This is a genomic window from Hasllibacter halocynthiae (assembly GCF_003003095.1).
GTDB lineage: Bacteria > Pseudomonadota > Alphaproteobacteria > Rhodobacterales > Rhodobacteraceae > Hasllibacter > Hasllibacter halocynthiae.
This window is the reverse complement of the sequence record NZ_PVTT01000001.1, coordinates 781,097-801,976: the sequence shown is the minus strand read 5'-3', so window position 1 is coordinate 801,976 and position 20,880 is coordinate 781,097. Positions and strand designations below refer to the sequence as shown.

Here is a 20,880-nt window from a genome sequence, read left to right as displayed (position 1 = left end):
ATGGACACGACCTTCGACGCCTCCGCCCTGATGGGCGAGATGGGCCGCGCCGCGCGCGAGGCCGCCGCGGCCCTCGCCATCGCTTCGGCCGAGCGCAAGCATGCCGCCCTGATCGGCGCGGCCGAGGCATTGTGGGACCGCCGGGCCGAGGTCGTCGAGGCGAACGCCGGCGACATGGCCTCCGCCGAGGCGAAGGGGCTGACCCGCGCCATGCTCGACCGCCTCATGCTGGACGAGGGGCGCGTCCGGGGCATCGCCGACTCCCTTCGCGCCATCGCCGAGCAGCCCGACCCGGTCGGCGCCGTGATGGCCGAGTGGGACCGCCCCAGCGGGCTGCACATCCAGCGCGTCCGCACCCCCCTGGGCGTCGTGGGGGTGATCTACGAGAGCCGGCCGAACGTCACCGCCGATGCCGGGGCCCTCTGCCTCAAGGCCGGCAACGCCGCGATCCTGCGGGGGGGCAGCGAATCGGCCCGCTCGTCGGCCGCGATCCACGCCGCCCTGGTGGACGGGCTGCGGTCGGCGGACCTGCCCGAGGCCGCGATCCAGCGCGTGCCGGTCACCGACCGCGCCATGGTGGGCGAGATGCTTCGCGCGCGCGACTTCATCGACGTGATCGTGCCGCGCGGGGGCGCCGGCCTCACCGGCCTCGTCATGCGCGAGGCGCGGGTGCCCGTGTTCGCCCATCTCGACGGGATCGTGCACGTCTTCCTGGACGCGGCCGCCGAGCCCGCGAAGGCCCGCCGCGTCGTGCTGAACGCGAAGACCCGGCGCACGGGCATCTGCGGCGCGGCCGAGTGCCTGCTGATCCACGAGGATGCGAAGGCCCTGGGCCAATCCATCCTGGACGACCTGATGGCCGCCGGGGTCGAGGTTCACGCGGGCGAGGGCCTCTCCGGCACCGTGCCCGCCACCTCGCAGGACTGGGGGCGCGAGTATCTCGACATGGTCATCGCCGCCAAGCTGGTTCCCGACCTCGATGCGGCGGTGGAGCACATCCGCGCCCACGGCTCGAACCACACCGACGCCATCCTGACCGAGGACGACGCGGCCGCGGCGCGCTTCTTCGCCGAGGTCGATTCGGCGATAGTCATGCGCAACGCCTCGACCCAGTTCGCCGACGGGGGCGAGTTCGGGATGGGCGCGGAGATCGGCATCGCCACCGGCAAGATGCACGCCCGCGGGCCCGTCGGGGCCGAGCAACTCACGTCGTTCAAGTACCTGGTGACCGGCGACGGCGCCGTCAGGCCCTAGAACCGGACCGCGATCCTCGTGGCGCCGCGGTCGATCGTGACGACCCGGCCCAGCGACGCCGCCGCAAGGGGGAGGAGGGCGAACTGCACCGCCGAGGACGGAAGGTCCGCCGGTGCCGGCCCACCGGCGGCGACGGGCCAGAACGCATCTTCCGTCCTGAGGCGCGCCGCCCCCAGGGACAGCGTCCAGCGACCGTCGCCGTCCCGCGCCGCCCTGGCGGTGCCGCCATAGGCGCAGGCGCTCTCGAGACAGGCGAGGGCGAGGAAGGCCGCCTTCGCCTCCAGACGGGTGAGGCTGTCCCGCACCCCCCAATCCAACGCCATCCGCGAACCCCGCGCCCGGCCCGCGAGGGCGGATCGCACCTCCTCGGCCCCGATGGCGGCGCCCGGCGCGGCCGCCCCGAAGGCGACCCGGAAGAAGCGGATGCGGGCGGTGGCGTCGGCCGCGCTCTCGCCGATGAGGGCCATCTCCGGCTTGCCGGGGGCGCCGGTCATCTCGATCAGCTCGAGCCCGTTGCCGATGGCGCCAAGCGGGCTGACGAGGTCGTGGCAGATCCGGCTGGCGACCAGGGCCGGCAGGTCGGGCCCTTCGGCCGGAACGGGCCGGGCCACGGCGGGTTGGCTACGAGGGGTCACAGGGGAAGGCCTGTCATGGACATGGGATCGCTCCTCGAGCCGGGGATGCTGGTGCGGCACCCGCAGCGCCCCGAATGGGGCATCGGGCAGGTGCAGTCGAACGTGGGCGGCCGGGTCACCGTCAACTTCCCGGATGCCGGCAAGGTCGTGATAGACGGCGCCAAGGTCGACCTCCTGCCAGTATGGGACGTCCCTTCCTAGGACGCCGGGGTTAACCGTACGTTAAAGCCATCCCGTGCCGCCGCGGCCCGGGTTGTCAGCAGGACCGCCGCTTCGTAGTCCCGATGCGCCATGCCGCTGCTAGACGACAGTCTCCGCGCCCGCCTCGCCACCGGCGAGGACGACCTGAGGGCCGTCCAGCGCCTGCGCTACGACGTCTTCGTGGACGAGCTGGGGGCCGGCGGCGACGGGGTCGATCACGCCACCCGCCGCGAGGGCGACCGCTTCGACCCCCATGCCGAGCATCTCCTCCTCGAGGATCGCCGGACGGGCCGCGTCCTCGGCGCCTACCGGCTGATGACCGATGCGGCCGCGCGAACGACGGGCGGGTTCTACGGCGAGGGCGAATACGACCTCTCGCGCCTGCGCGCCGCGGGCCTTCCCCTGCTCGAGCTGGGACGGTCCTGCCTCGCCCGCGAGGCACGGGGCGGGCCGGGGATGCACCTCATCTGGCGCGAGATCGGCCGCCTCGTCGCCGAGCGGAACATCGGCCTCGTCTTCGGGGTCGCCTCGTTTCCCGGCACCGATCCCGCTGCGCTGCGGGTGCCTCTGGCCTGGCTCGGGCGGGAGCGGCTGGCCCCGCCGGCGCTGCGCCCCCGCGCGCTCGGGCCGACGGCGGCTCCTCTCGATCCCGATCCCGGCGCGCCCGCCCCCGCGCGGGAGGCCGCGGCCGCGATGCCCGCGCTGCTGAAGGCCTACCTTCGCCTCGGTGCCTGGGTGGGGGAGGGGGCCTGGGTGGACCACGCCTTCGGCACCACGGACGTCTGCGTCGTGCTCGACGCCGCACGCGTACCGGCGGCCGCCCGCGCGCGCTACGCTGCCTGAGGTGCGCGTGGCGCGGACCGGATGGGCCGGGCGGCCCGACGCCGTGCCACGCGGATCCGGCCCGATCGGCGCCCTTCGCGTGGCGGTGCGGGGGCCGGCGCTCGTGGCGCTCGTCTCCGGCGGCCTCGCGCTGCTGCTCGCGCTGCGTCTGGTCGAAGCGCCGATCCACGGCGCCGCGCGCCCTTGGACGCCGGCGATCACGCGCTTCGTCTGCCGCAACGCTTTGCGCATCCTCGGCATCCGGCGCCGGGTGACGGGATCGCCCCTGCGGGGCGGCGGCGCCCTGGTGGCGAACCATTCCTCCTGGCTCGACGTGTTCGCCCTCAACTCGGCCGCGCCCCTCTATTTCGTGGCCAAGGCCGAGGTCGCCGGCTGGCCCGGAATCGGCTGGCTCGCCCGCGCCACCGGAACCGTCTTCATCGAACGCCGCCGGACCGAGGCCGCCCGCCACCGCGCCCAGTTCGAGGAGCGGCTGCGCGCAGGACACCTCCTCGCCTTCTTTCCCGAGGGCACCAGCACGGACGGCCGCCGCCTCCTGCCCTTCAAGACGACGCTCTTCGAGGCGTTCTTCTCCGCCGGGGTCGAGGGGCTTCGGGTGCAGCCCGTGGCGATGATATGGACCGCCCCGCCGGGGCGGCCCGACGATCACTTCGGCTGGTGGGGCACGATGGGGCTGGGGCCGCACCTTCTCTCGGTGCTCGCCGCGCCGCCAGGCGGACGGGTGGAGCTGGCCTTCGAGCCGCCGATCCCGGTCGAGGGGGGGCGGAAGACCCTCGCCGCCAGGACCGAGGCCGCTGTCCGCGCGGCCTTGGAGGAGCGTCTGGGTTCCGTTCCGGTCCGCTAGATCGCGTTCGCCAGCGCCCGCAGCGCCCCGGCTGGGTCGTCCGTGTCCCAGATCTCCGGCCCGAAGGCGAAGAAGTCCGCCGCCGGGGCGAGGGCGCGCACCGTCTCCGGCGTCAGGGCGCCTTCGGCCACCACGGGCAGCTCGATCATCTCGGACCACCAGGCGAAGAGGTCCGGCCCCGCCCGCTCGCCTGAGCCGAGCGTAGTCTCGCCCGCGGGGCCGAAGGCCACGTAGTCGGCGCCGATCTCTCCCGCGGTCATGCCGTCATGGCGCGACGCGCCGCAGAACGCCCCCACGACGGCGTCCTTGCCCAGCGCCTCGCGCGCCTTGCGCACCCCCCGCGAGCCGTCCGAGAGGTGCACCCCGTCGAGGCCGAGCCGCGTGACGAGGCCCAGATGGTCGGCGAGGATGGCGGGCACGTCGCGGGCATGGGCCACCTCGCGCGCGGCGTCGATCAGGTGGATCAGCCGCCCCTCGTCCCGCGTCGCGAAGTCGAGGCGCAGCGCCGCCACGGGGGCGGCGTCCATCACCCGGGCGAGCGTGTCGGAGAACCCCGCGCCCTCGGGGTCGGGCGGGGTGGCGAGGTAGATCTGCGCGCGGTCGGTCATGGCGCGCGGCCCTATCGGTGCCGCGCGGGGCGATCAAGCGGGCGCTCGCCCTCGGGGGCGGGGCGGGGTAGGGGGCTGCCATGACCCCCCTGATCGTCCTGGTGCGCCCCCAGATGGGCGAGAACGTCGGCGCCGCCGCGCGCGCGATGCGGAACTTCGGCCTCTCGCGGATGGCGCTGGTGGACCCCCGCGACGGTTGGCCGAACCCGCGCGCGGTGGCGCTGGCCGCCGGGGCGGGACGGGTGCTGGACGACGCGCGGGTCCATGGGGACGTCGCTGCCGCCGTGGCCGGTGCGGACGCGGTCTACGCCACCACCGCCCGGCCGAGGGACGACGCCCGCCCCGTCCTGACCCCCGAGGCCGCGGTGCGCGAGATGCGGGCCCTCGCGGCCCGCGGCGGCCGTCCCGCCATCCTCTTCGGGCCCGAGCGCGCGGGGCTGGAGAACGACGACCTCGCCCCCGCCCGCGCCATCGTCACCGTCCCCACGGCGCCGGACTTCTTCTCGCTGAACCTCGCGCAATGCGTCCTTCTGATGGCCTATGAATGGGGCCGCCAAGGCGGCGTGCCCGAGCGCGCGCGCGAGGGGCACGAGGGCCTGTCCGCTGCCGAGACGGCAGCCCTCGCCGACCATTACGAGCGGCGGCTGGACGAGGCGGGCTTCTTCTTCCCGCCCGAGAAGGCGCCCCACATGAAACGGCACCTTCGGGCCCTCTGGCCCCGCCTGCAGCTCACGAAGGGGGACGGCCAGCTCCTTCACGGGATCCTGCGCCAGCTCGTCCGCCACCGGGACGGCCCGCCACCGACCTGACGCGGCCGGGCCCGATCCGCGACCGCCCGCCGCCCTTGAGGGCCGGGCCCCCGGGGGATACCTCGCAGCCCATGGCACGCTCCATCTTCGAGGAGGTCGGGACCGATCCGGCCGAACGCCGCGCCGCCCCCGCCCCGGGCGTCATCGACCGGCCCCAGGGTGCCCGCCGCGGGGTTCGCCTGTGGCTATGGGTCCTCTTCGGGCTGGTCGTCGTGATGATCGCGGTCGGCGGGATGACCCGGCTGACCGACTCGGGCCTGTCGATCACCGAATGGGCGCCTCTCTCGGGCGCGATCCCGCCCCTTTCCGCCGCCGATTGGCAGCGCGAGTTCGACGCCTATCGTCGGATCCCCGAATACCAGCTTCAGAACAGGGGCATGTCCCTTTCGGAGTTCCAGTTCATCTACTGGTGGGAGTGGGGGCACCGGCAGCTCGGGCGGGTCATCGGCCTCGTCTGGGCCGTGGGCTTCGTCGGCTTCCTCGCGGCCAGGAAGGTCCCGCCCGGCTGGACGGGGCGCCTCCTGCTGCTGGGCGCGCTCGGCGGGCTGCAGGGCTTCATCGGCTGGTGGATGGTCTCGTCCGGGCTGGAGGGGACGATGCTGGACGTCGCGTCCTACCGCCTCGCGACGCATCTGGGACTGGCCTTCGTGATCCTTGGCCTCATCGCCCTCTTCGCGCAGGAACTATCGCGCCGCCCGGCCGAGCTGATCGCCGCCCGCCGCGCGCGCGAGGGGCGGCGCGTCACCGTCGCCAGCGTGTGGATCGCCCTCGTCGCGGTCCAGATCCTCCTCGGCGCCCTCGTCGCGGGGATCGACGCGGGGCGCAACTACCACGACTGGCCCCTCATGGCGGGCGGCCTGACGCCGCCGGGCATGTGGTCGCTTGAGCCCTGGTGGCGCAACCTCTTCGAGAACGACGGCACCGTGCAGTTCTTCCACCGCCTGTCGGGCTACGTCCTTCTCGCCTTCTCGATCTACGCCTGGCGTGTGGGCCGCGCATCGCCGAGCACGGCCGTCCGGGCGGCCTTCATCGCCGCCTTCGCGATGGTCCTGGTCCAGACGGTGATCGGCATCGTGACCGTGCGCCTCATGTCGCCCTGGTACGTCGCGATCGTCCACCAGCTCGGCGCCGTGTTCCTCTGGGTGCTGGTGATCCGCGCCCGCTTCCTCGCCGCGCATCCGCCGGCACAATCCGTCCGGGGTGCCCCCGCATGACCGCCTATGCCGAACTGATGGCCTTCCAGCGCGAGACCGAGGCCCTTTCCGCCGTGATGGGCCGCCTCGGCTGGGATCAGGAGACGGTGATGCCCCGCGGCGCCGCCCCCCAGCGCGCCGAGGAGATGGGCGCGATGGAGGGCGTCCTCCACGCCCGCCGCACCGATCCGCGCATCGGCCATTGGCTGGCCGCCGCGACGGGCGCGGACGAGGTCGAGGAGGCTAACCTGCGCCACATCGGCCGCTCCTTCCGGCGGGCATCCAAGGTCCCCGCCGACCTCGCGGCCGAGATCGCGCGCGTCACCTCGCGCGCGCAGGGCATCTGGGCCGAGGCCCGCGCCGCGGAGGATTTCGCCGCCTTCGCGCCCGTCCTGGAGGAGGTGCTGAACCTCAAGCGGGCCGAGGCCGACGCGATAGGCGGGCCGGACCGCTACGACACCATGCTCGACGACTACGAGCCCGGCGCGACCGCGGCCGAACTGGGAAGGATGTTCGGCGCCATGCGCCCGCGCCTCGCCGCCCTGCGGGCTGCCATCCTCGACGAAGGGCCGCATCCCGCGCTGGAAGGCGACTTCCCCGAGGCGTCCCAGCTCCTCCTGTCCGCCGAGCTGGCGGTGGCATTCGGCTACGACATGACCCGTGGCCGAATCGACGAGGCCGTGCATCCGTTCAGCAGCGGCTCGGGCCTCGACGTGCGGATCACCACCCGCACCGTTCCATCCGACCCGTTCAACTGCCTCTACTCGACCATCCACGAGGTCGGGCACGCCGCCTACGAGCAGAACGTCGATCCGGCCTACCTCCTCACGCCGAACGGCGCGGGCGTCTCCATGGGCGTGCACGAATCGCAGTCCCGCCTCTACGAGAACCAGCTCGGTCGTTCGCGTGCCTTCACCGGATGGCTCTTCGAGCGGATGCGCGGCATCTTCGGCGACCTCTCCACCCCGGACGCGGCCGCCTTCTATGCCGCCGCGAACCGAGTCCACCCCGGCTTCATCCGCACGGAGGCGGACGAGGTGCAGTACAACCTCCACATCCTCCTGCGCTTCGACCTCGAACGCGCGCTGGTGGCGGGGGACCTGGCCGTCGCCGACCTGCCGGACGCCTGGAACGAACGCTTCCTCGCCGATTTCGGCGTGGCGGTGGACAAGCCTTCGAACGGGTGCCTGCAGGACGTGCACTGGTCCGTCGGCCTCTTCGGCTACTTTCCCACCTACACCTTGGGCAACGTCTATGCCGGTTGCCTGCACGAGGCGCTGCGCCGGGACGTGCCGGAGCTCGACGAGGCGCTTGCCCGTGGGGATACGTCGCCTGCTACGTCCTGGCTGCGCGAGAAGCTCCAGCGTCACGGCGGCGTCTACCGCCCCCGCGAGGCGATCGAGCGGGCGACGGGGCACGACGTCTCCGAAGGGCCGCTTCTCGACTACGTCGAGGCCAAGTTCCGCGGGATCCACGATCTGTAAGGGCCGCCCCGGCGCGCCGACCTGCCGGCGCAGCCTTCTGCACCCGGTGACGTGACGGGCCGTCCACGGAAGCGTCCGGCCGACACGAACCGTCGGGCCGGCCTTCGCCGTCGGTCCGGACGGGGCAGCCGGCATCCGTACCGCCGCGGTCGTCTGCAACGTCCGGCGAGCTGAAAAGAAAGGGGCCGGCGCGAAGGCCGGCCCAAGTGGGGGAGGACGAGGTCCCTACGCCTCCCAGATCGGGCGGGCGGCCTCTCGGCGTGCCGCCCGCGGATCGATGCCCATGTCCGCCAGATGCCCGGCAGGCAGCGCCCCCAGCGTCCGGCGCGCACGCCAGCGGGCATCCCACCGCACCGCACCGGCGAGCAGGATGCCGGGCGCGGCCTTCGCGGCGCCCAGGAACGGCCCGAAGGCAATTCCCGGAACAGGACGCTGCAGGGCGGCGGTGTGGGGCGCGAACATGGTACGTTCCTTCGTCGTCGAGATACAATTTGACCGTTGGTTCGCATAAGCGATACGGTCGGCGGGCTCGGTTCGTCGAGGAAAGGATTGTTATGGGTACGATCTGGTCGCCGGACCTTTCTTCGGCGCGGGGGCCGAAATACGCCGCCCTCGCTGCGTCGATCCGCAGGGCCATACAGGACGGGCAGCTTCGGGCGGGAAGCAAGCTGCCGCCGGTCCGATCGCTCGCCACGACCCTTTCCGTGACCCCCGGCACCGTCGCGCGCGCCTACGGGACCCTGCGGGCCGAAGGGGCCCTGATGGGCGCCCAGGGTTCGGGCACCTTCGTCGCCCGACCCGAGGACTTCGAGCCGAGCGAGCCCTACCTGACCGCCCTCAGCGAGGAGGGCGAGGTTAACCTGCGGACCGCCCTCGTCCCCGATGTTGGACAGGGTATCGAGATCGCCGCGGCCATGCGCGCCGCCGCCGACGTGGAGGATTGGGCACGGCATCCGAACCGCAGCGACGACGCCGCCCTCGCGCGCGCGATCCTCGACTGGCAGCCCGGGATCGAGATCGGTCCGGCCGAGCCGCGGCACGTCGTTCCCGCGCTCGGTGGGCAGCACGCCGTCGTCCTCGTCATGCAGGCCGCGCTGCGCGGCCCGCGCCCGCGCGTCGTCACGGACGAGCTGGCCTATTCCGGCTTCCGCCACGCCGCCGCGCTGGCGCGCGCCGAGATATCCGGCCTGCCCTGGGACGACCACGGCCCCAAGCCGGCGGCGTTCGACGCGGCCTGCCGGCTGGGGGGCGTGCAACTCTATTGTACCTCTTCCGAATGCCACAATCCCACCACCTTGCGCACCACGGACGACCGCCGCGCCGAGATGGTCGAGATCGCCCGCCGCTACGACGTGCAGATCCTCGACGACGACTGCTTCATCTCCGGCGGCTCGCTCGCGCCGCTCTATCGCGGTCTCGCGCCCGAGCGGGTCTGGCATGTCGGCTCGCTCTCCAAGCGGGTGTCGCCTCTGCTGCGGCTGGGTTTCCTCATCGCCCCCGAGGGGCGTCAGAGGGATGCCGTGCTTACCGCCCAGCATCAGTTCTTCGGCCTGCCGCGTCCTGTCGCGGCGACCGGCCTGCACCTACTGGAGACGGGCGCCGCGCAGCGGGTCAAGGTCCGCGTCCGGGCAGCGAACCGGCGCATGGTCGCCGAAGCGCGGCGCGCGTTCGAGGGGTGCGACTTCCTCTCGCGCGAGGAGGTGCCGCTGATCTGGCTGACCATGCCCCGCGGCTGGCGCGCCAGCTCCTTCGAGGCGGCCGCCAAGGCGCGCGGCGTCCTGGTGAAGCCCGCGGACCTCTTCGCGCTGCCGGACGGGCGCGCGCCCAATGCGGTGCGGATCGCGCTGAACGGGGCCATCGGTCCCGACGCGCTGGGAGAATCGCTGGGCGTGCTGCGCGACCTCCTCGATCATCCGCCGACGAGCATCGAGGTGTGAGGCCGGCCGCGAGCTAGAGCGGCAGCGCACCCTCGAAACGCCACGGCCCGCCGAGATAGCGCCAAAGGCGCACGGCCGTGCCCTGACCGTACCAAGGTGTGAACTCGGCTGCGATGGCGGCGCGATCTGCCTCGGCCTCCCTCGGGTCGGTCTTGTTCTGCACGGTCACGTGCGGCCGCCAGTCCGGACGGGCGTCCTGGCGCGAGAGCTCGCCCTCGAAGGCGGCGGCGATCCGGCCGCGCAGCCGGTGCAGACGCTCGGCCTCGACGTCCACGGCCGTTCCCCGTTCGAGCGGACGCAGCGCGGCGAAGTGCAGCGACAGGGGCCCCGGGCGCCGCCCCAGCGCCGCCGCGACGCGGGGCGCCGCATCGGGGGGCAGCTTGTGGAAGAGGGTCAGATGCGCCGGCAGCCTGTACCCACGTTCGGGGAAATAGGTCTGCCGCCAGCCGTCGAGGCGCCGAAAGCTGCGCGGATCGAACGCGAGCGTGGCGACGATGGTCGCCTCGTCGGGTGCATTGCTTGGGGTATTCATATACCGTATCCATAACCAGCTGGCGGAACTTCGATAATCCTGAACGCCGACGCTTGACCGTGCGTTCCCCTTCGGTAGAAGCCCCCGGGACCAAGGAAACGCAACCCCGAGGGATACGCATGAAGACCTTCACCGCGACCCCGGCGGACATCGAGAAGAAATGGGTGGTCATCGACGCGGAAGGCGTCGTGCTCGGCCGCCTCGCCTCGATCGTCGCCATGCGCCTGCGCGGCAAGCACAAGGCCACGTTCACGCCCCACATGGACATGGGCGACAACGTGATCGTCGTGAACGCCGACAAGGTGCAGATCACCGGCCGCAAGCGCACCGACCGGATGTACTACCGTCACACGGGCTACCCCGGCGGCATCAAGTCGACCAACGCCGACGAGATCCTCGGCGGCAAGCACCCCGAGCGCGTGGTCGAGATGGCCGTGAAGCGGATGCTTCCGGGCAACCGCCTGTCGCGCAAGATCATGGGCAACCTGAAGGTCTACGCGGGCGCCGAGCATCCGCACGGGGCCCAGCAGCCCGAGACGGTCGACGTGAAGTCGATGAACTCCAAGAACACGAGGGCCTGAGATCATGGCTGACGAGATCAAGAGCCTCGACGACCTGAAGGATGCCGTGGGCGACGACGTCGCCGGCCGCCTGGGTTCCGGCGAAGGCGAGACCCTGACCCTGGACGCCGAGCCGCGCGAGCCCGTCCGCGACGAGCTGGGCCGCTCCTACGCGACCGGCAAGCGCAAGGACGCGGTCGCCCGCGTCTGGATCAAGCCCGGCTCGGGGCGCGTCACGGTGAACGGCCGCGACATGGACAAGTACTTCGCCCGTCCGGTGCTGCAGCTCATCATCCGCCAGGCCTTCGAGGTGACCGGCACGAACGGCGAGTTCGACGTGATGGCCACCTGCAAGGGCGGCGGCCTGTCGGGACAGGCAGGCGCAGTGCGCCATGGTCTCTCCAAGGCGCTGCAGCTCTACGAGCCGTCGCACCGCCCCGCCCTCAAGGCCGCGGGCTTCCTCACCCGCGACAGCCGTGTGGTCGAGCGGAAGAAGTACGGCAAGCGCAAGGCCCGTCGGTCCTTCCAGTTCTCCAAGCGCTGATCCGCGCGGGGAACCGTTCCGGGGGCCGTCCGAAAGGGCGGCCCCCTTCGTTTGGCCCTTGCGCCGCCCCGCGCCTGCGGGAAGATCGGCGGGATGGGGCATGGCGAGACATCCAAGGGCTGGGCGCTGATCGCGCCGCCGGCGCTCTACGCGCTGGCGCTGCTGGCGCTGCCGCTCGGCGCGGTGGTCGTCCTCTCCTTCTTCACGCAGGACTTCCTGACGCTCGACACCACCCCCACGCTCGAGAACTACCGCATCGTCCTGACGGATCCCGGCTTCGCCGGCCAGCTTCCCCGCACGCTCCTCGTGCGGTCGGTGACCATCGCGGGCCTCGTGACGGTCTGCACCGTCCTTCTCGCGTATCCGGTGGCCTACTACGTCAGCTTCCACGTCGCGCCGGAGCGCAAGTCGCTCTGGCTCTTCCTCATCACGATCCCGTTCTGGACGAGCTATCTCGTGCGGGTCTTCCTCTGGAAGGTGATCCTCAACTTCGACGGGGTGGTGAACCGCACCCTCCTCAACCTCGGCTGGATAGACGAGCCGATCCGCGCGTTCCTCTACTCGCCCGCGGCGGTGGTCATCACCCTGACGCACGCCTTCGCGCCCTTCGCGATCCTGCCCATCTTCGTCGCGCTGGAGAAGATCGACCGGCCCCTCCTCGAAGCCTCGCGCGATCTCGGCGAGGGAACGCTGCGCACCTTCGCGCGGGTGACGCTGCCGCTCTCCATGCCGGGCGTGGTCGCGGCCGTGCTCATCGTCTTCATCCCGACCATCGGCGACTACGTGACCCCGCGCCTCGTCGGGGGGCCCGACGGGCTGATGATCGCGAACCTCATCCAGTCCCAGTTCGGGCGCCTGTCGAACGCCCCGATGGGCGCGACGCTGGCGGTGATAGCGATGGCGTCGGTCGGCCTGATCTCGCTTCTCTTCGTGCTCGCCACCCGCCGGTGGACCCGGTGAGCCGCCGCTGGCTCCTCCTCTATGTCGTCCTCTACATGGCGCTGCTCTACGCGCCCATCGCGCTCCTGCCGATCTTCGCCTTCAACGACGGTCAGGTGATCGCCTTCCCCCTGCAGGGCTTCTCCACCCGCTGGTTCGAGGGGCTCTGGACCAACCGCACGCTCCACTCGGCGCTCTGGAACTCGCTCGTGGTCGCGGTGATCTCCTCCGTCCTGGCGGTGGTCCTGGGGATCTGCGCCGCGCGGGCCTCGGCGCGCTATGCGTTCCGGGGGCAGGGGGCGGTGATGGGGATGATCATGGTTCCCCTCGTGCTGCCGGAGATCATCGTCGGCGTCTCCGTCCTCATCGTGGTGAACACCGTGCTCGGGCTGCCGCTGGGCCTCTGGGCGGTGATCGCCGCGCACGTCCTCATCTGCACGCCCTTCGCGGTCGCCGTCCTGTCGGGCGCGTTCCAGTCCCTCGACCCCGCGATGGAGGAGGCCGCCCGCGACCTGGGCGAGACGCCCTGGGGCGCCTTCCGCACCGTCACGCTGCCCCTCGTCGCGCCGGGCATCGTCGCCTCGCTGCTCATCTGCTTCACTATCAGCCTGGACGAGTTCATCATCGCCTTCTTCCTGACCGGCGCCTCGCCGACCCTGCCGGTCTACATCTGGGGCCTGCTGCGCTTTCCGGCGGACCTGCCGATCGTGATGGCGCTCGGCACGCTTCTCGTGCTGGCCTCCATCGTGCTTCTCACCATGGCGGAGATTTTCCGCCGCCGCGGCGCCGCGCGCGCCGGGCGCAAGGACAGCGGGGGCTTCCTGTGAGCCTGATCGACCTTTCGGGCGTGCAGAAATGGTACGGCGAGTATCACGCCCTGCGCGGAATAGACCTGCAGATCGCCGCGGGGGAATTCTTTTCCCTTCTCGGTCCATCGGGCTGCGGCAAGACCACGCTTCTGCGGACCATCGCCGGGTTCGAGGGCATCGACGCGGGCACGCTTCGGATCGACGGGCTGGACATGCGCGGCGTCACGCCGGACCGGCGCCCGACGAACATGGTGTTCCAGTCCTACGCGATCTTCCCCCACCTCACGGTGGCGCAGAACGTGGCCTACGGCCTGCGCCGGACGGCGGACGGCAGGGAAGAGAAGGCGCGCCGCGTCGGCGAGGCGCTCGAGATGGTCGGCCTGGGCGGCTACGGCGGGCGCCGCCCGCACGAGCTGTCGGGTGGCCAGCGCCAGCGCGTCGCCCTCGCGCGCGCCTTGGTGCTGCGCCCCAAGGTCCTCCTCCTCGACGAGCCGCTCTCCGCCCTGGACCGCAAGATGCGCGAGACCATGCAGTCGGAGCTGCGGCGTCTCCAGCGGCAGGTCGGGATCACCTTCATCCTCGTCACCCATGACCAGGAGGAGGCCTTGATCATGTCCGACCGCGTCGCCGTCATGTTCGAGGGCGCCATCGCCCAGGTCGCCTCGCCGCAGGCGCTCTACTCGCGGCCGGCCGACCGGCGGGTGGCGGATTTCCTCGGGGCGATGAACTTCCTGCCGGCCGAAGTCCGGGACGGGCGGGTCGAGATCGCGGGCCTGGGCGCCTGCGAGGTCGAGCCTGAGCAGGTGATCGGCGCCGGAGGCATGGCCGAGGCCGGGATGCGACCCGAGGCGATGACGATGCTCGACGTCCAGCCCGGCGAGGGGCTTCGCGAGGCGGCGGGCACCATAGCGGACCGCGCCTATTACGGCGACATGACCTACTACATGGTCGAGCTGCCGGGCGTGCCCGGCCACGTCACCGTCTCGATGAAGAACCGCCCGGGCTCGGCCGTGCTGGACGTGGGGGCGCCCGCCCGGATCGGATGGGACCCGCGGGCGGTCCTCCTCTTCCCGGCTTAGGGACGGGAGGTCATGCATCCTGCGGAATCAGCCCGAGCCCCCGCAGGTAGACGCCGATCGCGCTTTCCAGGAGGTCCTCGGGCGGGAATGGCGACTTCGTCCCCGGCGACCCCCTCGCGAAGAGCTCCACGACACCGTGCGCCGTCGCCCAGATATGCGCGGCCACCATCTGCGGCGGCGGGCGGCGTCCCGGCGGCAGGTGGCGCGTCACGTCCTCGGCCGCGCGCTCGAGCACCCCGAACGCCCGGGCCGACCGTGCGGCGAGGTCGGCGTTGCGGTTGATCGAGATCCCGCTCTCGAACATCGCGATGTAGTGGCCCGGGAACTTGCGCGCGAAGGCCAGGTAGGCGCGGCCCACCGTCTCCAGCTTGGCCAGGGGGGACGGGCCGCCCGTCTCGTAGGCATGCTCCATCAGATCGGCGAAGATGCCGTAGCCCTGCCGCGCGGCCTCGGCGATCAGGTCCTCGCGCCCCTCGAAATGCCGGTAGACGGCGGGCGGCGTCACTTCGGCGGCCTTCGCCACCTCGGACAGGGTGAACCCGGTCGGGCCCCTCGCTTCGATGATAGGCAGGACCGCGTCGACGAGGGCCTGCCGGAGGTTGCCGTGGTGATAGCCCTTGCGCGCCACTACCAGCCCGTCTGCCGCACCCAGAGGTCCGGCCCCCCCGCGATGGCCGGGTCCGGGGCGCCGACCAGGGCCTCGTCCTTGCCGTCATAGGGCAGGGGGGCCAGAACCGACCGGATGACCGCCAGGCGCGCCCGGCGCTTGTCGTCCGCGCGGATCACCGTCCATGGCGCGTGCGCGGTATGCGACCGCTCCAGCGTCTCCTCGATCGCACCGGTATACGCATCCCACAGCGCCAGGCCCTCCACGTCGATGCGCGACAGCTTCCACTGCTTCAGCGGGTCCCGCTCGCGCGCGAGGATGCGGCGCAGCTGCTCCGCGCGGGAGACGTTCAGCCAGAACTTCCACATCCGGATGCCGTCCCGCACCAGAAGGCGCTCGAAGTCCGAGACCTGTTCGAAGAACCTCTCGCGGCTGGGGTCGTCCACGAAGCCGAACACCTTCTCGACGACGCCCCGGTTGTACCAGGACCGGTCGAACACGGTCATCTCCGAGGTGGTCGGCAGGTGCGGCACGTACCGTTGGAAGTACCACTCGCCGCGCTCGCGCTCGGTCGGCTTTCCCAGGGCGACCGTATGCGCCGCCCGGGGGTTCAGGTTCATCGTCAGGCGCGAGATCGAGCCGCCCTTCCCGGCCGCGTCGCGCCCCTCGAAGACCAGGACCAGCCGCTCGTCCGATCGGTCCAGCCAGTCCTGCATCTTCACCAGTTCGACCTGCAGCGCCTCCAGCTGGTCCTCGTAGTTGTCCTTGTCCATCCGCGTCGCGTACGGGTACTCGAACCCGAGGACGTCGTTCTTCCCCGCCTCCTCGATGGCAGTGCGTACGTCCTTCGGCACGCCTTCCTCGAAGAAGCGGGTGATCTCGCCGTCGAAGGGCAGGTCCATGGTCTAATCCCCGGCGCGGGCATGCGCCCTGCGGATCGCTGCGAGACAAGCGTCCGGTGCCACATGATGCGGCATGTGACCGATGCCGTCCAACTCCCTCAGCGCCGCGCCGTCCACGAGATCGGCCAGCGGGCGCGAATGGACCTCGATCGGCACGGTCCGGTCCGCCGTGCCGTGGACCAGCTCAATCGGAAGGCGCAGCTCGGGGTAGCGGCGCGCCATGGCGACGACGTGGGGCCGCAGCGTGTTCACCTGCCGCACGTTTGCGCGGAAGGTGGTGGGCCGCAGGGTCAGCCGGGCGCCGATGAAGTCCGCGTAGCCTTGCGGGGCGGGCTGGGGGGCGAAGGTGTCCTCGATCCGGTCCGCCACCACGCGGCCCGGGACGAACGCGGACACCAGCGGCGTCGTCACCGCGCCGAGCGGTCCGCCGTTCAGCCGGTAGTAGAGGCCCAGCTCCCCCGGCCAGGGCATGGCCACGCCTGCCAGCGACACGTAGCCCCGCGCGGCGGCGGGGGAGGTGGAATCGAGATCCGACATCGCCCAGCCGAGGGACACGATCCCCCCGAAGCTGTGACCGACGAGGATCGGCGCCCCGATCCCCAGCATCCCGGCCGCCCGGCGCAGGTGGCGACCCTGGGCGAGCGGCCCCTCCGCGTCGAGCGACAGGGGCCCGTAGCCCGGCAAGCGCCCCGAATAACCGAGCCCGGGCCGGTCGAACGCCGTGACCGTGAACCCGGCCTCGACGAGGCGGTCGAAGAAATCGAAGGCGAAGTCGCGCAGGTTCCCGCCCGCGCCGTGGATCAGCACGATCTCGGGGCCCCGGCCGCGGCGCAGGTAGTGGACGGGCACGCCGTCCACCCGGACGAAGTCCCCCAGGGGCGGGTGCGTCTCCTCCGCGGTTCGGGCGCGCACGCGCGTGGTCAGGCCCGTCCCAGCCACCGCCGCGGCCGCGAGGAGGCCCGTGCTAACTACCGATCTGCGAGACATCATAGGGCGTGGTCTGGTATATCTGGTTGATCCAGTTCCCATAGAGCAGGTGCGCGTGGCTGCGCCACCGGTTCAGGGGCACGGCGTCGGGGTCGTCCCCGGGAAAGTAGTCCCGCGGCAGCGCGATGCCGTCGCCCGTCTGGCCCCCGTTCGCCAGGTCGCGCCTGTACTCCCCCGCGAGCGTGCCGGAGTCGTACTCGAAGTGGTTGAAGACGTAGAGCGCCCGCTCGGCGTGATCTTCGATCAGGCACGGCCCCACCTCCGCGCTGTCGAGCAGGACGGAGAGACCCGAGCGCTGGCCGAGGTCCTCGCGCCGCACCTCGGTCCAGCGCGAGACGGGGACCGGCACCTCATCCGAGAAGCCTCGCAGATAGGGCGAGGCGGGGTCCAGGTTGCGGTGGCGGAATATGCCGAAATGCTTGCGGGGCAGGACGTGCTTCTCGATGCCGTGGAAGTGCTTCAGCAGCGCCATCCCGCCCCAGCACACGCCGAAGGTCGAATGCACGTGGGTCCGCGTCCAGTCCATCACGCGCCGCAGCTCGTCCCAGTAGGTGACGGCCTCGAAGGGAAGATGCTCGATGGGGGCGCCGGTGATGACCAGACCGTCGAACCTCTCGGACATGACGTCCGAGGTGGGGCGGTAGAACGCCTCCATGTGCTCGCGCGAGGTGTGGCGGGACTCGTGGTCGGACATGCGGACGAGGGTCAGCTCGATCTGTATCGGCCCCGCGCCGATCAGCCGGGCGAACTGCGTCTCGGTCGCGATCTTCATCGGCATGAGGTTCAGCAGCGCGATCCGCAGGGGACGGATGTCCTGGCGGGTCGCGGTATCCTCGCCCATCACCATGACGCCCTCGTCGCGCAGGATGTCGTGGGCGGGTAGAGCCTCTGGAATACGGATGGGCATCAGACGCTTCCGGTGCCTTCTTCGAGCGATCTGTCGATGGCGCGCGCCACCATGGCGTCGATGGCGGCGGCGTCCGAGCAGGCCGCGACCTCTTCGGCGGTCACGGTGGCGCCCCAGCGCGCCATGGCGCGGTAGCGGGGGCGGCGGTGGCGGATCGCCTCGGCATAGGCGTGGCGCACGAAGGCGTCGGGGTCGGCGCCCTCGCCGCCCGCTTCCGCCCAGATCGGCCGCAGGACCTCCGGGCGGTAGTACATGGGCTTCGGGGCCGCGTCGAAACGGGCCTTCAACGCATCGGCATGGGCGTCCGTGTCCTCGATCCACAGGATCTGATGGGTCGCGGCCAGCCGCCGCAGCAGGGGGTCGTCCGGATCCTCGGGCTCCACCACCTCGCAGATCGAACCCGAGGTGTCGCAGACGAAGTGGGGATAGCCGTAGAGCGTCCCGGCCCGGGCGGCGAAGGCCTCGGCGTCCTCGAGCGCGGCGACCTCGCCCGCGCGGTGCAGGGCCTGGCGACGCTCGTACTCGTCGAACGGCAGGCCGCCGCGCCCGGGATCGCCCGGCTTGCCCAGCCAGTCCGACATCGGCGCGAGGTTGTCGAAGGTCAAGTTCGAGGCGACGTAGATCGAATCCGTGCGCAGAAGCCGCGCCAGCGCGGGAACCTTCATCGCCTCGGCCTTGAACCCGTCCGCGATGGCCTCGCCCAGATAGCGGGTGCCGATGCGGTAGTCGACGGAGTAGTGGAACCACGTTCCGCCGCCGCGCAGCATGGCCGCGAGCCGCGTCTTTCCCAGACCCGACATGCCGTAGATCAGCAGCCGCTTGCGGGGGGCGCCGAGCCAGGCCGCGCCGGAAGGGTAGAGTCGTTCCATCGGCGTGCACATAGCCGCCCGCACGGGGGGATTCACCCCGTCCCGACCCTCGGTCCACGGCGCAGGGCGCGCAAGGCACGGCCGTCGAGGATCAGAAGGCCCCCCGCGAGCAGCGCGAACCCGCCATAGGCCGCTGGTGGAAGGCTCTCGCCGAGGAAGGCGGCGCCGAGGACGATCGCCACCGGCGCCACGAGGAGCGTGCAGAGCATCAGGTTCCCCGAGCCGGCCCGCCGCAGGATCGCGTAGTAGAGGAGGTACGCCCCCGCCGTCGCTACGAGCGAGGCATAGGCCAGCGCCGCCCACGTCCGGCCGGAGAGGGCCAGCGTCGGCGCGCCCTCGAAGGCCCAGGCGACGGGCACCATGATCAGGGTCGATCCGGTCAGCATCCCCGCGGCCGCCACCTGCGGCGCGACGCCGCCCAGCCGCGCGCGCGCCCAGACGCCCGCGAAGGCATAGGAGATCGTCGAGGCGACCACCGCCAGCTGCGCCAGCGACGTGACGTCCAGCGCGGCGAGGTTCCGCAGCCCGATCGCCGTCGCCACCCCCGCGAAGCCGAGGGCCACGCCGACGATCCGCCGCGCGCTCAGCCGCTCGTCCGGAAGGAGGAGGCCGGCGACGAGGATGCCGAACACTGCCGTGCCCGCGTTGAAGATCGCTACCAGCCCTGACGGGATGTGCAGCTGCCCCCACGCTTGCAGCGAGAAGGGCACGGCGTTGTTCAGCGCGCCCATCACGAGGAACGCGGCCCAGATGCCCGGATCCCGCGGCAGCGGCAGGCGCCCCGCGGCCACTACCGCCCAAAGGAGGAGGCACGCCCAGAGTACCCGGTGCATCGCCACCGTCAGCGGCCCGATTTCGCCCAGGGCGACCCGAACGGCGAGGAACACGCCGCCCCAGATGAGGGATAGAAGGAGAAGGAGCGTCCAGCTCCGCGCGTCCATGGACATCTGCGTCATGACGCACCGCTACGCGCCGACGCGGCGCCGCGCGACCCGTATCGTGCAAAAAGAAAAGGCCCCGCACGGGGGCGGGGCCTTCCGGACGCCGTGCTTCAGCGGGCGTCAGAACTCGTAGAGCACCCGCACGCCGGCGCCGATCGCGTGGTTGTCTTCGAATAGGGCGACCTCGTTCCCGCCGGCCGTGCCGATCGCGTCGCCCAGCTTGCTGTAGTTTATGCCGCCGCCGATGGTCAGGTTCTCCCTCGTGTAGGCTCCGCCCAGGGTCAGGCCGATCACGCCGTCGGACGGCCCAAGGACCGACACGTTCGAGCCGCCGTCCGGCTCGTAGATCAGCGTCGCCGACGCGGCGAACGCCTCGGTGAAGCGGCGCGCCACGCCCAGCGTGAACCGGCGGCCGTCCTCGATGCCGGCCACGTCCGGGATCCCGCCCGGTGCCCCGGGGAACACGCCCGCGTCGGCGTCATTGTAGGGATCGAGGACGAACTCGTCCCAGTCGCTGTAGCGGAAGCTGGCCGTCAGCAGCGTGTCGGGCGCGATGCCGGTCTGGAAGTCGACGTTGATCGCATCCGGCGTCGTCGTTTCCGTGGTGCCGGACGAGCCGGCGAACCCGCCGGAGGTATCGAACTCGTGGTCGATCTCCGAGAAGTAGGTCACGGCGAGGCGCAACGCGATGTCGGGCCGCTCGTAGGCGCCGCCGATCAGGTAGCCGAACCCGATATCGTCGTCGAACTGGAGGCGCGGCGTGTTGAACGCCGTCGTACCGGTGCCGTTGGGGATCTCGATCGCGCCGCCGACCCGCTGGATGCGAAGGCCGCCATGGACGGAGAAGCCGTTCCCGAACTCGTAGCGGGGCACGATGGAGAGGGCGACGGAGTTCACCTCGACATAGGTGTCGTCCAGGATGCCGACCGCCCTGCCGGTGGGCGCGATCCCGGGGGGCAGGCCGCCGCCGCCGGGGAACGTCGGATCGAACTGGACCTCGGGGGCCGTCGCCCCGCCCTCGCCGGTGCCGTAGTCCACGTTCGCGCCGAAGGGCTCGTCCACGATCACGGCGTACGAGACGCGGTCCGTCAGCGGCTTGACGTAGCCGAAGCCGAGCTGGGTGTAACTCTCCCCCACGTCCTCGTAGCGGCGGCCGGAGAAGTCGGTGCCGTCGATCGACGGGGCGACGAAGCCGAAGGTCAGCTCGACCTCCTCCCCGTCCTCGAACAGGATGCCCAGCGGCTGGTTCGAGCGGTCCAGGCCGGCCGCCGAAGCGCCGGTGGCCGCCGCGGCGATCAGCGCCGTGGTCGTTAGAAAGCGGTTCATGATTCCCTCCCCGGAACCTTTGCTCTTGTTTTCGGCCAGCCTAGGGGTTCGCGGCGCGGCGGGTCAAAGT

24 protein-coding genes are annotated in these 20,880 nt (G+C 71.6%); 13 read left to right on the top strand and 11 right to left on the bottom strand.

Annotated features, from left to right (window positions below):
• On the top strand, positions 1-1,254 hold the full coding sequence (locus BCF33_RS04045; RefSeq protein WP_106159607.1) for a glutamate-5-semialdehyde dehydrogenase: 1,254 nt from the start codon (positions 1-3) through the stop codon (positions 1,252-1,254).
• On the opposite strand, the gene BCF33_RS04040 is transcribed toward BCF33_RS04045, so the two are convergent.
• A complete protein-coding gene (locus BCF33_RS04040) occupies positions 1,251-1,865 on the bottom strand; it encodes a histidine phosphotransferase family protein (protein ID WP_106159606.1) in 615 nt (204 codons plus the stop codon). The genes BCF33_RS04045 and BCF33_RS04040 overlap by 4 nt on opposite strands.
• Before the next feature lie 45 nt (positions 1,866-1,910).
• Between BCF33_RS04040 and BCF33_RS04035 the strand changes: the two genes are divergently transcribed.
• The 3 genes from BCF33_RS04035 (at position 1,911) to olsA (ending at position 3,777) form a co-directional block, all read left to right on the top strand.
• Positions 1,911-2,090: a DUF3553 domain-containing protein gene (locus BCF33_RS04035; protein WP_106160207.1), complete on the top strand. Its 180-nt coding sequence runs from the start codon at positions 1,911-1,913 to the stop codon at positions 2,088-2,090.
• 90 nt (positions 2,091-2,180) lie between these two features.
• Positions 2,181-2,933, top strand: a complete 753-nt coding sequence (locus BCF33_RS04030) for a GNAT family N-acetyltransferase (protein ID WP_106159605.1) — start codon at positions 2,181-2,183, stop codon at positions 2,931-2,933.
• A 7-nt stretch (positions 2,934-2,940) separates the two neighbouring features.
• Positions 2,941-3,777, top strand: coding sequence for a lysophospholipid acyltransferase family protein (gene olsA / locus BCF33_RS04025; RefSeq protein ID WP_483867463.1), 837 nt, complete (start codon positions 2,941-2,943; stop codon positions 3,775-3,777).
• Here the strand turns inward: olsA and BCF33_RS04020 are convergent.
• Complete coding sequence (locus BCF33_RS04020; protein ID WP_106159604.1) at positions 3,774-4,385, bottom strand: thiamine phosphate synthase; 612 nt, start codon at positions 4,383-4,385, stop codon at positions 3,774-3,776. The genes olsA and BCF33_RS04020 overlap by 4 nt on opposite strands.
• An 80-nt stretch (positions 4,386-4,465) precedes the next feature.
• Here BCF33_RS04020 and BCF33_RS04015 point away from each other — a divergent pair, with 80 nt between their 5' ends.
• From BCF33_RS04015 to BCF33_RS04005, 3 genes are all read left to right on the top strand, one after another.
• Positions 4,466-5,194 (top strand): RNA methyltransferase, encoded by a 729-nt coding sequence (locus BCF33_RS04015; RefSeq protein WP_106159603.1) that lies wholly within the window; start codon positions 4,466-4,468, stop codon positions 5,192-5,194.
• Positions 5,195-5,265: 71 nt separating this feature from the next.
• Positions 5,266-6,408 carry a heme A synthase gene (gene ctaA / locus BCF33_RS04010; protein ID WP_106159602.1) on the top strand — a complete coding sequence of 381 codons (1,143 nt, stop codon included), beginning with the start codon at positions 5,266-5,268 and terminating at the stop codon, positions 6,406-6,408.
• On the top strand, positions 6,405-7,871 hold the full coding sequence (locus BCF33_RS04005) for a carboxypeptidase M32 (RefSeq protein WP_106159601.1): 1,467 nt from the start codon (positions 6,405-6,407) through the stop codon (positions 7,869-7,871). Before ctaA ends, BCF33_RS04005 begins: the two co-directional genes overlap by 4 nt.
• 225 nt (positions 7,872-8,096) lie before the next feature.
• Here BCF33_RS04005 and BCF33_RS04000 read toward each other — a convergent pair whose 3' ends face one another.
• A complete protein-coding gene (locus tag BCF33_RS04000; protein WP_106159600.1) occupies positions 8,097-8,333 on the bottom strand; it encodes a DUF1127 domain-containing protein in 237 nt (78 codons plus the stop codon).
• 92 nt (positions 8,334-8,425) lie between these two features.
• Between BCF33_RS04000 and BCF33_RS03995 the strand changes: the two genes are divergently transcribed.
• A complete protein-coding gene (locus BCF33_RS03995) occupies positions 8,426-9,808 on the top strand; it encodes an aminotransferase-like domain-containing protein (protein WP_106159599.1) in 1,383 nt (460 codons plus the stop codon).
• A 13-nt stretch (positions 9,809-9,821) separates the two neighbouring features.
• Here BCF33_RS03995 and BCF33_RS03990 read toward each other — a convergent pair whose 3' ends face one another.
• Positions 9,822-10,340, bottom strand: coding sequence for a 2'-5' RNA ligase family protein (locus BCF33_RS03990; RefSeq protein ID WP_106159598.1), 519 nt, complete (start codon positions 10,338-10,340; stop codon positions 9,822-9,824).
• A 119-nt stretch (positions 10,341-10,459) separates the two neighbouring features.
• Here BCF33_RS03990 and rplM point away from each other — a divergent pair, with 119 nt between their 5' ends.
• From rplM to BCF33_RS03965, 5 genes are all read left to right on the top strand, one after another.
• The gene (gene rplM / locus BCF33_RS03985; protein ID WP_106159597.1) at positions 10,460-10,921 is read left to right on the top strand and encodes a 50S ribosomal protein L13; all 462 of its coding nucleotides are present in this window, start codon (positions 10,460-10,462) and stop codon (positions 10,919-10,921) included.
• 4 nt (positions 10,922-10,925) lie between these two features.
• Positions 10,926-11,444 (top strand): 30S ribosomal protein S9, encoded by a 519-nt coding sequence (rpsI, locus tag BCF33_RS03980; RefSeq protein ID WP_106159596.1) that lies wholly within the window; start codon positions 10,926-10,928, stop codon positions 11,442-11,444.
• A gap of 93 nt (positions 11,445-11,537) precedes the next feature.
• Positions 11,538-12,404: an ABC transporter permease gene (locus BCF33_RS03975; protein ID WP_106159595.1), complete on the top strand. Its 867-nt coding sequence runs from the start codon at positions 11,538-11,540 to the stop codon at positions 12,402-12,404.
• Between the two features lie 35 nt (positions 12,405-12,439).
• The gene (locus BCF33_RS03970; RefSeq protein ID WP_106160204.1) at positions 12,440-13,210 is read left to right on the top strand and encodes an ABC transporter permease; all 771 of its coding nucleotides are present in this window, start codon (positions 12,440-12,442) and stop codon (positions 13,208-13,210) included.
• A gap of 2 nt (positions 13,211-13,212) precedes the next feature.
• Positions 13,213-14,271: an ABC transporter ATP-binding protein gene (locus BCF33_RS03965; RefSeq protein ID WP_106160205.1), complete on the top strand. Its 1,059-nt coding sequence runs from the start codon at positions 13,213-13,215 to the stop codon at positions 14,269-14,271.
• 10 nt (positions 14,272-14,281) lie between these two features.
• On the opposite strand, the gene BCF33_RS03960 is transcribed toward BCF33_RS03965, so the two are convergent.
• From BCF33_RS03960 to BCF33_RS03930, 7 genes are all read right to left on the bottom strand, one after another.
• Positions 14,282-14,899, bottom strand: coding sequence for a TetR/AcrR family transcriptional regulator (locus tag BCF33_RS03960; RefSeq protein ID WP_106159594.1), 618 nt, complete (start codon positions 14,897-14,899; stop codon positions 14,282-14,284).
• The gene (ppk2, locus tag BCF33_RS03955) at positions 14,899-15,780 is read right to left on the bottom strand and encodes a polyphosphate kinase 2 (RefSeq protein ID WP_106159593.1); all 882 of its coding nucleotides are present in this window, start codon (positions 15,778-15,780) and stop codon (positions 14,899-14,901) included. Before ppk2 ends, BCF33_RS03960 begins: the two co-directional genes overlap by 1 nt.
• A gap of 3 nt (positions 15,781-15,783) precedes the next feature.
• Entirely contained in the window at positions 15,784-16,770 is a 987-nt protein-coding gene (locus BCF33_RS03950) for an alpha/beta fold hydrolase (protein WP_245883711.1), read from the bottom strand.
• Positions 16,745-17,674: a homoserine O-succinyltransferase gene (locus tag BCF33_RS03945; RefSeq protein ID WP_106159592.1), complete on the bottom strand. Its 930-nt coding sequence runs from the start codon at positions 17,672-17,674 to the stop codon at positions 16,745-16,747. Before BCF33_RS03945 ends, BCF33_RS03950 begins: the two co-directional genes overlap by 26 nt.
• Positions 17,674-18,543, bottom strand: a complete 870-nt coding sequence (locus tag BCF33_RS03940) for an ATPase (RefSeq protein WP_106160202.1) — start codon at positions 18,541-18,543, stop codon at positions 17,674-17,676. Before BCF33_RS03940 ends, BCF33_RS03945 begins: the two co-directional genes overlap by 1 nt.
• Before the next feature lie 32 nt (positions 18,544-18,575).
• Complete coding sequence (locus BCF33_RS03935) at positions 18,576-19,499, bottom strand: DMT family transporter (RefSeq protein WP_106159591.1); 924 nt, start codon at positions 19,497-19,499, stop codon at positions 18,576-18,578.
• 105 nt (positions 19,500-19,604) lie between these two features.
• Positions 19,605-20,810 carry a hypothetical protein gene (locus BCF33_RS03930; protein ID WP_106159590.1) on the bottom strand — a complete coding sequence of 402 codons (1,206 nt, stop codon included), beginning with the start codon at positions 20,808-20,810 and terminating at the stop codon, positions 19,605-19,607.
• Positions 20,811-20,880: the final 70 nt, after the last annotated feature.